The sequence below is a fragment of the Nocardiopsis metallicus genome (assembly GCF_014201115.1).
Taxonomy (GTDB): Bacteria; Actinomycetota; Actinomycetes; order Streptosporangiales; family Streptosporangiaceae; genus Nocardiopsis; species Nocardiopsis metallicus.
The window spans coordinates 3955241-3969107 of sequence record NZ_JACHDO010000001.1 but is presented as its reverse complement, the minus strand read 5'-3'; the positions used below and the strand labels follow the sequence as shown (position 1 = coordinate 3969107).

The window sequence follows — 13867 nt, the reverse complement described above, 5'->3', positions numbered from 1 at the left end:
GCGCCGCCCTGACCCCCACCGCCACCGCCACCGGCGCCGAGCGCCCGGGTCAACTGCCGCCGCGCCTCCCGCAGTCGCCCGCGCAGTACCCAGTACCGGCCCAGGGAGGAGGCCAGCCGAAGCGCGAGGTCGGCCTCGCCCGCGTCGACAGCCCATTCGAGCGCGCTCCGGAGGTTGCCGGACTCGGCGTCCAACCGGAACAGCCACTCCCGCTGCCGGTGTCCGCGCAAGCCGGGCTCGGAGGCCTCGGCGAGGGCGGTGTGGTGTTCGGCGTGGGCGCGCCGGACCCGCTCGGTCTCACCGGCCTCCGCCAGCCGCTCCAGGCCGTAGGCCGCCACCGATTCCAGCAGCGCGTACCTGGGCGCCGAGCCGCCGTCCTCGACCACCACCAGCGAGCGGTCCGCGAGCCGGGCCACCGCGTCCAGCACGTCCGCGCGCCGTACGCCCTCGCCGGAGCACACGCGTTCGGCCGCCTCCAGGGTGCAATCGCCCCGGTGGACGGCGAGCCTGCGCAGCACCGCCCGCTCGTCGTCGGTCAGCAGGTCCCAGCTCCAGGCCATCACCGCGCGCAGCGTTCGTTGGCGTTCGGGTGCGGTCCGGTGCCCCCGCCCGAGGACCCGGAAGCGGTCGTCCAGCCGCCGGGCCAGTTCGCGGACGCCCAGCGCGCGCACCCGGGTGGCGGCCAGCTCCAGGGCGAGCGGAAGCCCGTCCAGGCGGCGGCAGACGGCGGTCACCGCCTCCCGGTCCTCCACGGCGAGGGCGAAGCCGGGGGAGGCCCGTTCGGCACGCGCCACGAACAGGCGCACCGCCGCCGACTCCTCGGCCCTCTCCGTGCTCTCGGGCAGGTCCAGCGGCGGGACCGGGTGGACCCGCTCGTCAGCGATCCCCAACGGCTCGTGGCTGGTTGCCAGGGCACGGACCCCGGGCGCGGAGCCCAGCAGCTCCTCGCACAGACGCGCGACGGGATCCAGCAGGTGCTCGCAGGTGTCGAACAGCAGCAGCGCGCGCTGGTCGCGCAGGGCGGTACAGAGCTGTCCGGCGGCCCCGCCCGTCACCCCCTCCTGAAGCGCGTGCCCCGGTGAGCCCTCCCGCAGACCCAGTACCGCCGCCACCGTCTCGGCGACCTCCGCGCCCGACCCGGGACCGGACCCGGTGAGGCCGCCGAGCCCGATCATCCACATCCCGTCGGGGAAGCGGTCGGAGATCCCCCCGCAGCGCCTCCACGGCCAGCCGGGTCTTGCCGACCCCGCCCGGGCCCACCAGCGTGACGAGCCGTTCCGCGGCCAACAGGTCCCGCACCCGGGCGATCTGGGCGCCTCGGCCGATCAGGCCGCCGTCAGCCTGGGCGCTGAGCGGCTCGGGCAGGTTCCCGACCCGTCGCGCGACCGGGGCGTAGACCGAGGCCGGGGCGTCCAGTGAGGTGTCCCGGGCGAGCAGGGACCGGTGCAGATCGGCCAGTTCCGAACCCGGGTCCAGACCCAGTTCGCCGGCCAGCCGCACACGCAGCCGCTCATAGCTGTCGAGTGCCTCGCTCTGGCGGCCGGACCGGTACAGGGCCAGCATGTGCGTCGCCCGCAGGCCCTCGCGCAGCGGGTTGCGCTCCACGAGGTCGCCCAGCTCCCCGGCCAGCAGCCGGTGTTCGCCCAGTTCGAGCCGGGCCCGGGCCAGCTCCTCCACCACGGTGAGCCGCAGTTCCTCCAGCCGGGCGGCCGCGTGGCGGGCGTAGGCGTCCTCTGCCGCGTCGGCGTAGGCGGGGCCGCGCCACAGGCCGAGGGCCTCGCGCAGCAGCTCGGCCCTGGAGTGCGGTTCGGTCAGGTTCCTGGCCCGTTCCAGCAGGTCGCGCATCCGGTCCGCGTCAACCTCGGCCGCGTCCAGTACCAGGCGGTACCCGGCGGGACCGTGCTCCACCAGCGCGCGCCCGCCCGGCTCGGCCCGGTCCAGGGCGCCGCGCAGCTGGGACACCTTCGCCTGGAGCGCACCGGCCGTCCGCTGTGGCGGGCGGCCGCCCCACAGGGCCTCCACCAGCCGGTCCACGGAGACCGGGTGCCCTTCGTGGACCAGCAGCGCCAGCAGCAGGGCACGGACCTTCACACCGGGAATCCGCACCGGTTCACCCCGGCAGGTCCACACCGCGAGTGGACCGAGCACCCCGAATCTCATGCCGCCCACGTTAGGGCGTTTCCGGCGGTCACGTCCCGGCCGTCAGTACCGGCAGCGGGACCACGCGGCCCTGTGCGCACCGGCCACGCGCGCACCGGAGCGGGCGGACGACTGGTCGGCCGGGCGCGGAGCGGGCCGGGGATCAGCGGATGGTCAGCCGACGGTAAGCGCCCGCGCCCACCGTGGGACCCAGTCAGGCAATGCCGGACCCGAGGGTGCGGCAACGACAGGGAGGACCCGATGAACACCCAGCGCGCCCGTATCGCTGTCGTCTACTACTCGTCCACCGGCAACGTCCACCGGCTCGCCGAGGCGGTCGCGGACGGCGCCGCCGACGCGGGCGCCGAGGTCCGGTTGCGCCGGGCGGCCGAGCTCGCCCCCGCGCGGGTGGTCGACGCCCAGCCCGACTGGCGGGCTCACCTGGACGCCACAGCGCACATCCCCGAACCCTCACTCGACGACCTCCGGTGGGCCGACGGGTACGCCTTCGGCACACCCACCAGGTTCGGCAACGTCGCCGCTCAGCTGCGCCAGTTCCTGGACACCACCAGCGGCCCCTGGCAGGCCGGAGAGCTCGCGGACAAGCCCGCCACCGGGTTCACCGCGAGCTACGAGGCGCACGGCGGCCAGGAGTCCACCCTGCTCTCGCTGTACAACACCCTCTTCCACTGGGGCGCCGTCGTCGTGCCCACCGGTTACGTGGACTACGAGGTGGTCAACCGGGCGGGCGGGAACCCGTACGGCGTCAGCCAGGTGGAGGAACGGGCCGCGGCGGACCCCGAGTACGTGAAGGCCGTGCTCGCGGCCGCCCGATACCAGGGGGCACGGCTGGCCGCCTTCACCGCGACCCTGGCCGCCGCCCGCGCCGACCGACAAGCGACCAGCGGCGGACCCCAGCCCGTTCCAGTCGGCTGAGGCACCGCCCCGCCCCGCGCCCCACCCCAGCCCGTACCGATCTGCTCCGAGGAGCCACTGATGACCAACCAGGACACCGTGCGAGGACGCACCGGCCCCACGGGCCCCGCAGACACCCCCGAGACCGTCACCGCCGCCGACCCCGCCGACCCCGCCGACGCCGCCGCTCCCGTGGGCCCCGTCGGCCCAGCCGACGGGCGGGAACGCCCCGACCTGTCCGCCCGCTGGGACTCCGAACCCCTGGACCTCGCGGCCTACCTCGAACGGATCGGCTACGACGGCCCCCTCGAACCCACCTTCGACACGCTGCGCGCCCTCCAGTCCGCCCACTTGGAGGCCATCGCCTTCGAAGGGCTCAACCCCTACCTGGGCCTGCCGGTTCCGCTGGACATCGGGTCCCTTCAGGACAAGATGGTGTACGGCCGCCGGGGCGGCTACTGCCACGAACAGAACACCCTGTTCGGCACCGTCCTCGACCGCCTCGGCTTCCACGTCACCGGCCGCAACGCCCGGATGCTGATGGGGGCGGACGAACGGGTCGTGACCGCGCGCGGTCACGCCATCCTGTCCGTGGTGATCGACGGTACGGACTGGCACGTGGACGTGGGCATCGGCAACGTGGGACCGCGCGGGCCGATCCCCCTGGCCGAAGGGGCGCAGGTCTTCACGGGGCCGTGGGAGTACCGGATGGAGCGCACCGACCTGGGGCACTGGCTGCTCCGCTACCGGCGCCCGCAGGACGGCGAGTGGTTCAACGTCGTGCAGTTCACCGAGGAGGTCCACTACCGGTCCGACTACGCCGACGCCAACATCATCGCCGCCACCCACGGGTCGTCGCCGATCACCCGACAGCCCATCGTCGCGCACAACGGCGACCGGGTGCGGTACGCGCTCTCCGGAAGGACGCTGAACACCTACCTGCCGAACGGGGAGAAGAGCACCCGCGAGCTCGGGGCCGAGGACGTCCCCGGCGCCCTGCGCTCGGAGTTCGGTATCCACCTGACCGAGGAGCAGGCGGACGAGCTGGTGCGGCGCCTGGGCGCCCCCAGCGGAGCGGCGGCGGAGACCGCTCCGGCCGACCTGTAGGGCCGCGACCTGGAGGGCCGAACGTACCCGGCGGCACGCCCGTATCCGGGCCCCGTGCGGGGCGGGGCCGCCCCGACCCGGTGCGGCCGTTCCTCACCAGGTGCGGGCGGCCCTGGTCAGGTGGGAGCGGACCAGGTCCAGGTGGGGGTTGTCGGTCGCCCCGGGCCGCCGGACCAGGTACACCGTGTTGAACGGCGGGTCCTCCGGCTCCAGCAGCGCCACCAGGTCGCCTTCGAGCAGGGCCCGCTGGCACAGGTAGCGCGGCAGGACGGTCGCGCCCGCCCCGTTGACCACCGCGGCCATGACCGAGCGCAGGTCGGGCACGGTGAGTTCCGGGGTGTGGGTCAGCCGGACCCCGAACACGTGCCGCCAGTAGCGGCGGGCGATGGGCAGGTCGTCGGCGTAGGTGACCAGCGGGACCCCGCACAGGGCCGCGCAGCCCTGGCGCCGGACCCGGGGCAGGCCCACCTTCTCCGCCCAGACGGGCGCCGCGACCAGCACGAACTCCTCGTCCATCAGCGGTTCGGCGAGCACCGCCCGTCCCCGGGGCCGGATCGAGGACAGCACCAGGTCGTGCCGTCCCGCCCGCAACCCCTCCAACAGGTCGTCGGCCAGGCCGGTGTGCACGCGCAGCCGCAGCCCCTCCTCGGCGACGAGCGGGGCCAGCGCGGGCAGCGCGCGCTCGCTGAGCAGCTCGGCCGGTCCCGCCAACCGCAGCGGCGCGGTCGGCGCCGACGACCTGCCGGGGCCGCCCTGGAACGCCACCGTCTCCAGGTCGTCCAGCGGCCCCGCGACCCGGGCGGCGAGGTCGTTGGCGTCCGAGGTGGGGGCCACGCCGCGGGGGAGGCGTTCGAACAGCGCGTACCCCAGACGCCGTTCCAGAGCCCTTATCTGAGTGGTCACAGTCGGCTGTGACAGCCGCAGCAACTGGGCCGCGGCGGTGAAGGAACCCGAGCGGTGCACGGCCAGGAACGTCCGCAGCAGCTGGAGGTCCAGAGGTCCGTCCGGCCCGGGCTCGGCGTCGAGCGAAACGGAACCATTGGAAATTCTATAGGTCACCTCGCCGATTCTATTGGTCCTCGTATGCCGTCCGGGTCTAGTGTCGAAGACCCGTGGTCGTACCGGTACCCGGTCCCACGAAGTCGCGTTCAGGGGAGTGCACCAACCATGCCCGTTTCCAAGGAAGTCCACCTCGTCGCCCGGCCCGACGGCGAACCCCGGCCGGAGGACTTCTCCGTGGTCGAGACCACCGTCGCCGACCCCGCGCCGGGCCAGATCCTGGTCCGCAACGACTGGATGTCGGTCGACCCCTACATGCGCGGCCGCATGAACGACGTCAAGTCCTACGTGCCGCCGTTCGAACTGGGCGAGGCCATGGAGGGCGGCGCGGTCGGCACCGTCGTCGCCTCCCAGAGCCCCGACGTCCCCGTCGGCGCCAGCGTCCTGCACTTCCAGGGCTGGCGCCAGTACGCGCTCGTGGACGCGGCCCGGGCCAAGGTCGTGGATACCGACGCCGCCCCCGCACAGGCCTACCTGAGCGCCCTCGGCATGGTCGGCCTCACCGCCTACGCGGGCCTGACCGCCGTGGCCGGGCTCAAGGAGGGCGACGTGGTGTTCGTCTCCGGCGCCGCGGGCGCGGTCGGCAGCCTCGCCGGCCAGATCGCCAAACAGCTCGGCGCCTCGAAGGTGATCGGTTCCGCGGGCGGCCCCGAGAAGAAGCGCCGCCTGCTGGAGGAGTTCGGCTACGACGCCGCCATCGACTACCGCGAGGGCGACCTGGAGGGGCAGCTGGCGGAGGCCGCCCCCGAGGGCATCGACGTCTACTTCGACAACGTCGGCGGCGACCACCTGCGCGCGGCCATCCAAGGTATGCGCGTCCACGGCCGTGCCGCGCTGTGCGGGGCGATCTCGGTCTACAACGCCACCGAGCCGGTGCCGGGTCCCGACAACCTCGGTCTGCTGGTGGGCAAGCGGATCAAACTCCAGGGCTTCCTCGTCGGCGACCACGGTGACCTCGCCCCCGAGTACTACAAGAACGCAGCCCAGTGGCTGGCCGAGGGCAAGCTGCGCACGGAGGAGACCGTGGTCGAGGGCATCGACAACGCCGTCGACGCGTTCCTCGGCATGATGCGCGGTGCCAACACCGGCAAGATGCTGGTGCGTCTGCCCGTCTGATCCGCGCCCTCAGGCCGGGGGCTCCCGGTTTGCCTGGAGCGCACTCCAGGTCGGCATCATGGGAGCCCCCGGGTTCTGGTCACCACGCCAAGGAACCCGGCGCCATGGGCCGCGCCGCCATGGACTCCGCTCCTGGGGGAGCTACCGCGGCACAGCCACAGCCGCGACCCGTTGCACCACCGTTGAAAGGCAACCCTCTTGCAGCACGTCACGCTGAACAACGGCCTCACCATGCCGCAGCTCGGTTTCGGTGTCTGGCAGGTCCCCGACGACGAGGCCTACAGCGCCGTCACGACCGCCATCGAGGTCGGCTACCGCAGCATCGACACCGCCCGGCTCTACGACAACGAGAAGGGCACCGGCCGCGCCATCGCCGACTCCGGTGTGGCGCGTGAGGACATCTTCCTCACCACCAAGCTGTGGAACGACGACCAGGGCTACGACAAGGCCCTGAAGGCCTTCGACGCCAGCCTGGAGCGGCTGGGCACCGAGTACGTCGACCTGTACCTGATCCACTGGCCGGCTCCGGAGCGCGACGCCTACGTCGACACCTGGAAGGCGCTGGAGCGCATCCACGCCGAGGGCCGGGCCAAGGCCATCGGCGTGTCCAACTTCACCGCGCGGACCCTGGAGCGCCTCGTAGGCGAGACCGAGGTCGTTCCCGCGATCAACCAGATCGAGCTGCACCCCTACTTCTCGCAGGCCGGAATGCGCGCGGCCAACGCCGACAAGGGCGTGCTCACCGAGGCCTGGAGCCCGCTCGGCCAGGGCAAGGGCCTGCTCGATGACCCGGTCCTGGCCGAGCTCGGCGCCAAGCACGGAAAGTCCGCCGCGCAGGTCGTGCTCCGCTGGCACCTCCAGCTCGGCAACGTCGTCATCCCCAAGTCCGTGACCCCGTCGCGGATCCGGGAGAACTTCGACGTGTTCGACTTCGAGCTCACCGCCGAGGACATCGACCGGATCGGTTCGCTTGACCGCGACGGCCGTATCGGCCCGAACCCGGACACGCTCAACTAGTCGGGGAGCCGGACCGGCGCCCGGGCCCGCCGAGCCCCCGCTCGGCGGGCCCGCGATGATCCGCGGAACTCGCCCTAAGCCCGGTAGAAGGTGAAGGCCCCGTACCGGGAGATGCTGAGTTCCCACTCGGTGGTCTCCCCGGTCTCCTCGTCCAGGCTCTGGCACAGGAAGGGCGCCTCGCCGCCGGTCTCGCCGCGCTCGACGTCGGAGTCCATGTCGCAGAGCACGTACTCGGTCTCGGCGCTCACCCGGAGGCTGTCCTCGACGACCTCGCGGACCAGCGGGCCCTCGGGCAGGTCCCACTCGTAGTTGATCAGGATGCCGGAGGAGTGGATGTCGATCGTGTAGTCGAACTCCTCTCCCAGGAAGGTCACCGCGCAGGTGACGGACTCGCCCTCCTCGCCCTCGATCTCGGGACAGGTGTAGGTGGCGCCGGGGTCGGCCATCGAGGCGAAGGTGGAGACCCGGTCCAGCGCCTCCCAGGCGATCCGGTCGCCCAGCGGGGCGTCGGAGCCGGGCTCGGCGGGAAGGTCCGCGTCCGAGTCGAGTTCGGGGGCCTGGTCGGGGACGGGGCCCTGGTTGAAGGCGGAGGCGTCGACCTCGGGGGCCTCCTCCTCTTCCCAGGGGTCACCGGCGTCGTCGACGGCGGCTGTGTCGGTCCGGGAGGGCTCGGGGGCGTCGGCCCCGCAGGCGGCCAGGGCGAGGGCGGAGCCGGCGGCTGCCAGGCCGAGGGCTACACGGTGTCGACGGGCGGAGTTGATCATGGAAGGTCCTGTCCGGGAGTGAGGAGGGACGTCCTCGCCGCACACGGTTCGCGCGGTGGCGCCGGAACCGGGGCGGGACGAACCCCCACACTGGCAAAACGGGGAGGCCGGAGCCATGATCCGGAGTGACCGCTTCCTTGACCAGGAGTGCACCCGGGGCGGGCGGGGGCACCGGCGGAGCCCGGCGGATTGACTACACTCAGGCGGGTCCGGTCGGATACGGGGTCGTACATGTTGGTCACCACCGAGTTCAGCAGCGGGAGCGAGCCCGCGGAACACCGCTTCGACATGTGCCGGAAGCTGATGTCCTCGGCACCCGCACCGATGGAGGTGTCCAGTGAGCACGCCGCCGACTTCCTGCTGTACCAGCGCGACCTCCACCTCGGGCCGGTCCGCGTCTGGGCCATGGATTTCAGTCCGGCGGTCCTGACGCGGTCGAACCGGCTCGTCGAGGAGTCGGACCCGCGGAGTTACAACCTCTGCCTGGTCCGGCGCGGCGGGTTGGAGGCCGTCCAGGGCTCGTGGTCGGAGTCCTGCGGCCCGGACGACCTCTACTCGATCGACTCGTCCCTTCCCTTCGAACTCAGGGCACGCGGAGCCGGGGAACACACGGGGGAGCCGGTCTCGTTCCTGGGGGTGGAGGTGCCCAAACGCCTGCTCGACCTGCCCCCGGGGCAGATGGACGAGTTCGCGGTGCGCAAGCTCTCGGGACGGCGGGGAACCGGCGCGCTGCTGGACGGACTGATCGGCACACTCCTCAACGACCCGGCCCCCTACCGGCCCTCGGACGGAACACGGTTGAGCGTCGTCCTCGCCGACCTGGTGTCCGCCCTGTTCACCCAGGCCCTGGAGGCCGACCCCCACGCGGGGTCCGGCGGACGACGGAGCGTCCTCCTGGCGAGGGTGCAGGTCTTCATCCGGCACCACCTGGCCGACCCGGACCTGACCCCGGACGTGATCTCGGCCGCCCACCACATCTCCACGGGTTACCTGCACCGGATCTTCCGGGAGGAGGGCCTGACGGTCACCCAGTGGATCCGCGGGCAGCGTCTGGAACGGGCCCGCAGGCAACTCGAGGACCCCGCCTCGCGCACGACCCCGATCCACCGCATCGCCTCGGCCTCGGGCTTCTCCCACCCCGAGGTCTTCAGCAGGGCCTTCCGGCGGGAGTTCGGAGCCTCACCGCGGCAGTACCGCGAGGACGTGGGCTTCGGCCTCCAGGGCTGACGGATCCCGGTACGCGGACCCGCACGTGCGGGAAATCACCCGCTCCCACCCCTCGACGGTTCGTTCCGTCACCGAGGCCGTCGGCGCAGGCGCGAAACCCCGGCCCGGCCGCCCCGTGCCGAAGGTAAACGTCTGGCAGGGGAATGGCCGTTTCCGGTCGGGACCATCACCTCCCGCCCCAGGGTGAACAGGCTGCACAGCGGACACCGCGCCGAGGGTAGGAACCCCTTGTACGCGGCTGAGCGGCGACACCACACCGCAGACTTCCGGTCCGGGGTGGCGAGGGGCCGAACAGAGGCGTACAGTCCTCTCTGGTGTGCCGGGGAAGTTCACGCGGCTGACACCACACGTCTCTCTACGCGAAACCAGATCCATGACCGTCGTCCCCCGTCGCACCGCGCGTGTCTACCGCTCCGAAACCGCGGAGCGGTCCGTGCACGCCTGGTGTCACAGAGCCCTGAGCCAGTGGCCCGAACTCGGCCCCCTTCCTCCCGTTGAGACCCGCCTGGGCCCCACACAGGCCTTCCGGGCCGCGGGTGGGACCGGAACCCCGGTCCTGGTCCTGTCGGGTACCAACTTCAACGCCGCCACCACGGTCCCCGCCGCCCGCGCGCTCGCCGCGGACCGGCCGGTACTGCTGGTCGACCTTCCGGGGCAGCCGGGTCTGAGCTGCGGCCAGCGGACCGCGGGTTCCCGGATCGAGGCCTACGGTGCGTGGCTCGACGAACTACTGCCCCGCATCACCGACGGCCCCGTCATCGTGCTGGGCCACTCCCGGGGTGCCGCGATCGCGCTGTCCTCGACACCGAATCCGCTGGTGGCAGGGATGCTGCTGCTCAACCCGGCCGGGTTGACCGCGGCGGGCGTCAGCTCGGAGTCGATGCGCGCGACCCTGCCGTGGATGATCCACCCCAACGAGCAGACCAGTACCCGACTCCTCGAATTCCTCAGCGGCCCGTCCACGGACACCGGTTGTGAGGAGCACCGCTCGGAGGCGGAGTGGCTGACCATGGTGTCGCGCCACTGCCGTACCCACTCGACCCCGACCCCGCTCCACGCGGAGTCCTTTCTGGCCTGGGCCGGTACCCCGGTCCGCGTGGCCACCGGTTCGCACGACCCCTTCTTCTCGCCCGCGCGTCTGCACGGACCGGCCCGCCGGTTCCTCGACTCCGACGTGCGCATCATCGAGGGGGCGGGACACCTGTCCCTGTACGAGCAGCCCGAGAGCGTCGCCGAGCTCCTCCGCGAGCTCGACACCTGAGCGGTACCCGTCCCACAGACGAGCGCCGGTGGCGGCCTCACGGCCGGCACCGGTCCGGGACCCGGTTCCCAGGGGGCTCTGTCGGCGGTGGCGCTCAGCCGCGGCCCAGTAGCCGTCGCAGCTCCGGAACCGACGTGAACACGTGCCCGTGGAACCCGAGCGCTCGGGCCGCCTCGACGTTGGCCCGGTTGTCGTCCACGAACAGCACGTCCCCGGCCGGGACGCCCATGCGTTCCAGGCACCACCGGTAGGCCCCGGGCTCGGGTTTGGCGTGCCCGATCCGGCAGGACAGCCCCAGTGTCGGAAACAGGTCCAGCACGTGCGGGTGGAGCTCCTCGAAGCGCTTCGCGAGCTCTGCGGGGATGTTCGAGAGCAGCCCGAGCCGCACCCCCGCCCCGGACAGCTCGGAGACCAGCGCCACCGACTCCTCGTTCACCCGGGACCAGCTGTCCAGGTCCAGGGCGATGAGCTTCTCGACCTGCCCCGAAGTGAGGGGTTCACCCAGGTGCTCGCCTACCGCCTTCCAGTAGGCGGGGCCGTCGAGGTCGCCCCGGTCGTAGTCCTGGCGCGGTGCCCAGTAGGCGGTCCAGAAGGCGTCGTGGCCGTGGCCGGAGTACTCCACCATCGTGGCCCGGACCACCGGTGACTGGTCCATCGCGACCACACCGAACATGTCGAACAGCACAGCGTCCAAGAGTCTCTCCCGGGGTCGGCCGATCAGGGGTACCGGGTTCGGGTACGGAAGGGCTCCTTCCCCCGCGGGGCGCCCGCGAACCTCTGCTTCCTGGTGATCCCGAGAACACGTGGGTAGGGAGGACGGCATGGCCAATCCCCACGGCATCAGCCGTCGCGCACCCGAAACCGCGCCCACCCCGGCTGAGGTCGAGTCGCTCTACGCCGCCGCCTCCGCGCCGCCGCCTCTCAACGAGCCGCCCTCCACGGCGGCCCTCTTCGCCAGGCTGTACGCCGTGAACGTGAGCCGCCCCGACACGATCGTGCTCGCCGCCCATGAGGGAACGGAACTCATCGGGTTCGTGTACGGGTACCCGTGGGCCTGGTCCGAGGACGATCCCTGGGCACAACAGCTCCGTCAACGGCTGGGGGAGGGCCACCGGGAACTGGACGGCTCCCACGCCGTCCCGCTGCTCGCGGTCCACCCGAGGGCCTGGGGGCGGGGGCTGGGGGCGGCGCTGTTGAGCCGCATCGTCGAAGAGGCTCCGGGACGCCTGTGGCTCCAGACCACCGACGCCGACACTCCCGCGCTGCGCCTCTACCTACGGCAGGGGTGGCGCCGGGTCGGGGTCGGGCCCGACGCACCGAACGGACGGCCCGGCGCGGTGTTCGTCCGGTGAGCTCTGCCAGCGTGCTCGGGGTGAGTCCTGGTACGAACGGCTTCGTTATCGGCGAAGAGGCAAGTGTTACCGGAGGAATTCGCTCTCCGGTGCGTATCCTTGCCCGAAGTCGACGCGCGGGAAAGGGTGGTTCCCGTCATGTCGAAAAGCCCCAAAAAACCAGAAAGCAGTCGGCATGCTCGAAAAGCTGGCACGCAAGCTGGGCCTGGAAACGAACCCGGCGATCTTCTTCATATCAGCCATGCTCACCGTGGCCTTCGTGGTGTCCGCCATCGCCTTCACCGATACCGTTGACACGGTCTTCGGGGCTGTGTCCAATTGGATCCTGTCCCACCTGGGGTGGCTCTACATCCTCGGCGTGACGTCCTTCCTGATCTTCCTGATCTGGATCGCGGCCAGCCGCTTCGGCAAGATCCGGCTCGGGCCTGCGGACAGCAAACCCGAGTACAGCAATCTCACCTGGTTCTGCATGCTGTTCGCGGCCGGCATCGGAAGCATCCTCATGTTCTGGGGAGTGGCGGAACCGGTCAGCCACTTCGCCAACCCGCCCCAGCAGAACGTCGAACCAGAGTCGGTCCAGGCGGCCGAGCAGGCGATGGGATTCACGCTCTACCATTTCGGCCTCCACACCTGGACGATCTTCTGCCTCCCGGCGTTGGCCTTCGCCTACTTCGTCTACCGCAGGGGCCTCCCCTTTCGGGTCAGCTCCATTTTCTACCCCTTCCTCGGTGAGCGCATCCACGGCCCGATCGGGCGGTCCATCGACATCCTCGCGGTCCTGGGCACCCTGTTCGGCGTGGCCGTCACCATCGGCCTGGGCACGATGCAGATCAACAGCGGCCTCAACACGCTGTTCGGCATCGAGGAGACCCGCCTCACCCAGATCATCCTCATCTCCGTCATCACCCTGATCGCAGTGGTCTCGGTGATCACCGGCCTGGACGTGGGCATCAAGTGGCTCTCCTCCATCAACATCGTGATGGCGGTCGGACTGCTCCTCTTCGTCTTCTTCGCCGGTTCGTCCCTGTTCCTGGCCAAGGGCATCATCGAGACCACCGGCGTGTACCTCGAATGGCTGGTCCCGCTCTCGTTCTGGAACGACGCGTTCGGAGACACGGGCTGGCAGGGGTCGTGGACGGTCTTCTACTGGGCCTGGACCATCACCTGGTCGCCCTTCGTGGGCATCTTCATCGCGCGCATCTCCAAGGGACGGACGATCCGCGAGTTCGTGATCGGGGTCCTGGGGCTGCCCACCGCGTTCAGCATCGTCTGGTTCAGCGTCTTCGGCCTCTCCTCCTTCGACATGGAGCTGAACGGAAACGGCGGGCTGGTCGAGGAGGTCGTGGTCCAGGAGGACATCCCCGGTGCGCTGTTCGCCTTCCTGGCGAACTATCCTCTGGCCACCTTCCTCTCGGCGGTGTCCATCGTCATCGTCGTCATCTTCTTCACCACCTCCTCGGACTCGGCGTCCCTGGTGGTGGACATGCTCTGCTCGGGCACCCAGCAGTCACCCACCCGTCAGCGGGTGTTCTGGGGCATCACCGAGGGTGTGGTCGCCGCAACCGTCCTGACCGCGTCGGGGGTGGGCGGACTGGACGCCCTCCAACAGACGATCATCGTGTTCGGGCTGCCGTTCTTCATCATCGGGTTCTTCATGATGGCCTCCCTGGTGAAGTCCCTCTCCGCCGAGACGGCAGAGGGCTCCGGCCTCCAGCGGCAGCGCAACGTGCCCTTGGAGGCCAGGGCCCGCAGGATGCGCGGTGAACAGCGTGACAGCAGTGGCGGGAGCGCGCGGGGCAGGGAGGAGGACGAGGGCTGACCTGACAGCGCCCCGCCACCCGTGCCGCCGCCGCGCCGGGTGACGGGGCGGGTTCGGCCCCTTCTCCGGGGATGACGCTTCCTGCTGCCCG

12 protein-coding genes are annotated in these 13867 nt (G+C 71.3%); 8 read left to right on the top strand and 4 right to left on the bottom strand.

Annotated elements, in window-relative coordinates; all coding sequences use genetic code 11:
• Nucleotides 1–876: 876 nt before the first annotated feature.
• Nucleotides 877–2160: an AfsR/SARP family transcriptional regulator gene (locus HNR07_RS35025; RefSeq protein WP_246420367.1), complete on the bottom strand. Its 1284-nt coding sequence runs from the start codon at nt 2158–2160 to the stop codon at nt 877–879.
• Between the two features lie 240 nt (nt 2161–2400).
• Here HNR07_RS35025 and wrbA point away from each other — a divergent pair, with 240 nt between their 5' ends.
• Nucleotides 2401–3075: an NAD(P)H:quinone oxidoreductase gene (gene wrbA, locus HNR07_RS17290; RefSeq protein ID WP_184365874.1), complete on the top strand. Its 675-nt coding sequence runs from the start codon at nt 2401–2403 to the stop codon at nt 3073–3075.
• 60 nt (nt 3076–3135) lie between these two features.
• On the top strand, nt 3136–4161 hold the full coding sequence (locus HNR07_RS17285; protein WP_221318855.1) for an arylamine N-acetyltransferase family protein: 1026 nt from the start codon (nt 3136–3138) through the stop codon (nt 4159–4161).
• Between the two features lie 93 nt (nt 4162–4254).
• Here the strand turns inward: HNR07_RS17285 and HNR07_RS17280 are convergent, their stop codons facing one another.
• Nucleotides 4255–5157, bottom strand: a complete 903-nt coding sequence (locus tag HNR07_RS17280) for a LysR family transcriptional regulator (RefSeq protein WP_184372185.1) — start codon at nt 5155–5157, stop codon at nt 4255–4257.
• A gap of 171 nt (nt 5158–5328) precedes the next feature.
• Here HNR07_RS17280 and HNR07_RS17275 point away from each other — a divergent pair, with 171 nt between their 5' ends.
• Nucleotides 5329–6336, top strand: a complete 1008-nt coding sequence (locus HNR07_RS17275; protein ID WP_184365873.1) for an NADP-dependent oxidoreductase — start codon at nt 5329–5331, stop codon at nt 6334–6336.
• A 198-nt stretch (nt 6337–6534) separates the two neighbouring features.
• Nucleotides 6535–7353: an aldo/keto reductase gene (locus tag HNR07_RS17270; RefSeq protein WP_281386828.1), complete on the top strand. Its 819-nt coding sequence runs from the start codon at nt 6535–6537 to the stop codon at nt 7351–7353.
• Between the two features lie 74 nt (nt 7354–7427).
• Here HNR07_RS17270 and HNR07_RS17265 read toward each other — a convergent pair whose 3' ends face one another.
• On the bottom strand, nt 7428–8117 hold the full coding sequence (locus HNR07_RS17265) for a hypothetical protein (RefSeq protein WP_184365872.1): 690 nt from the start codon (nt 8115–8117) through the stop codon (nt 7428–7430).
• Between the two features lie 231 nt (nt 8118–8348).
• On the opposite strand from HNR07_RS17265, the gene HNR07_RS35615 reads away from it, so the two are divergent.
• Both HNR07_RS35615 and HNR07_RS17255 read left to right on the top strand, forming a co-directional pair.
• The gene (locus tag HNR07_RS35615; protein ID WP_184365871.1) at nt 8349–9344 is read left to right on the top strand and encodes an AraC family transcriptional regulator; all 996 of its coding nucleotides are present in this window, start codon (nt 8349–8351) and stop codon (nt 9342–9344) included.
• A 373-nt stretch (nt 9345–9717) separates the two neighbouring features.
• Entirely contained in the window at nt 9718–10605 is an 888-nt protein-coding gene (locus HNR07_RS17255) for an alpha/beta fold hydrolase (protein ID WP_184365870.1), read from the top strand.
• Nucleotides 10606–10699: 94 nt separating this feature from the next.
• Here the strand turns inward: HNR07_RS17255 and HNR07_RS17250 are convergent, their stop codons facing one another.
• Nucleotides 10700–11299 (bottom strand): HAD family hydrolase, encoded by a 600-nt coding sequence (locus HNR07_RS17250; RefSeq protein WP_184365869.1) that lies wholly within the window; start codon nt 11297–11299, stop codon nt 10700–10702.
• A gap of 127 nt (nt 11300–11426) precedes the next feature.
• On the opposite strand from HNR07_RS17250, the gene HNR07_RS17245 reads away from it, so the two are divergent.
• Nucleotides 11427–11957, top strand: a complete 531-nt coding sequence (locus HNR07_RS17245) for a GNAT family N-acetyltransferase (RefSeq protein WP_184365868.1) — start codon at nt 11427–11429, stop codon at nt 11955–11957.
• 175 nt (nt 11958–12132) lie between these two features.
• Nucleotides 12133–13776 carry a BCCT family transporter gene (locus HNR07_RS17240; protein WP_184365867.1) on the top strand — a complete coding sequence of 548 codons (1644 nt, stop codon included), beginning with the start codon at nt 12133–12135 and terminating at the stop codon, nt 13774–13776.
• Nucleotides 13777–13867 lie beyond the last annotated feature (91 nt).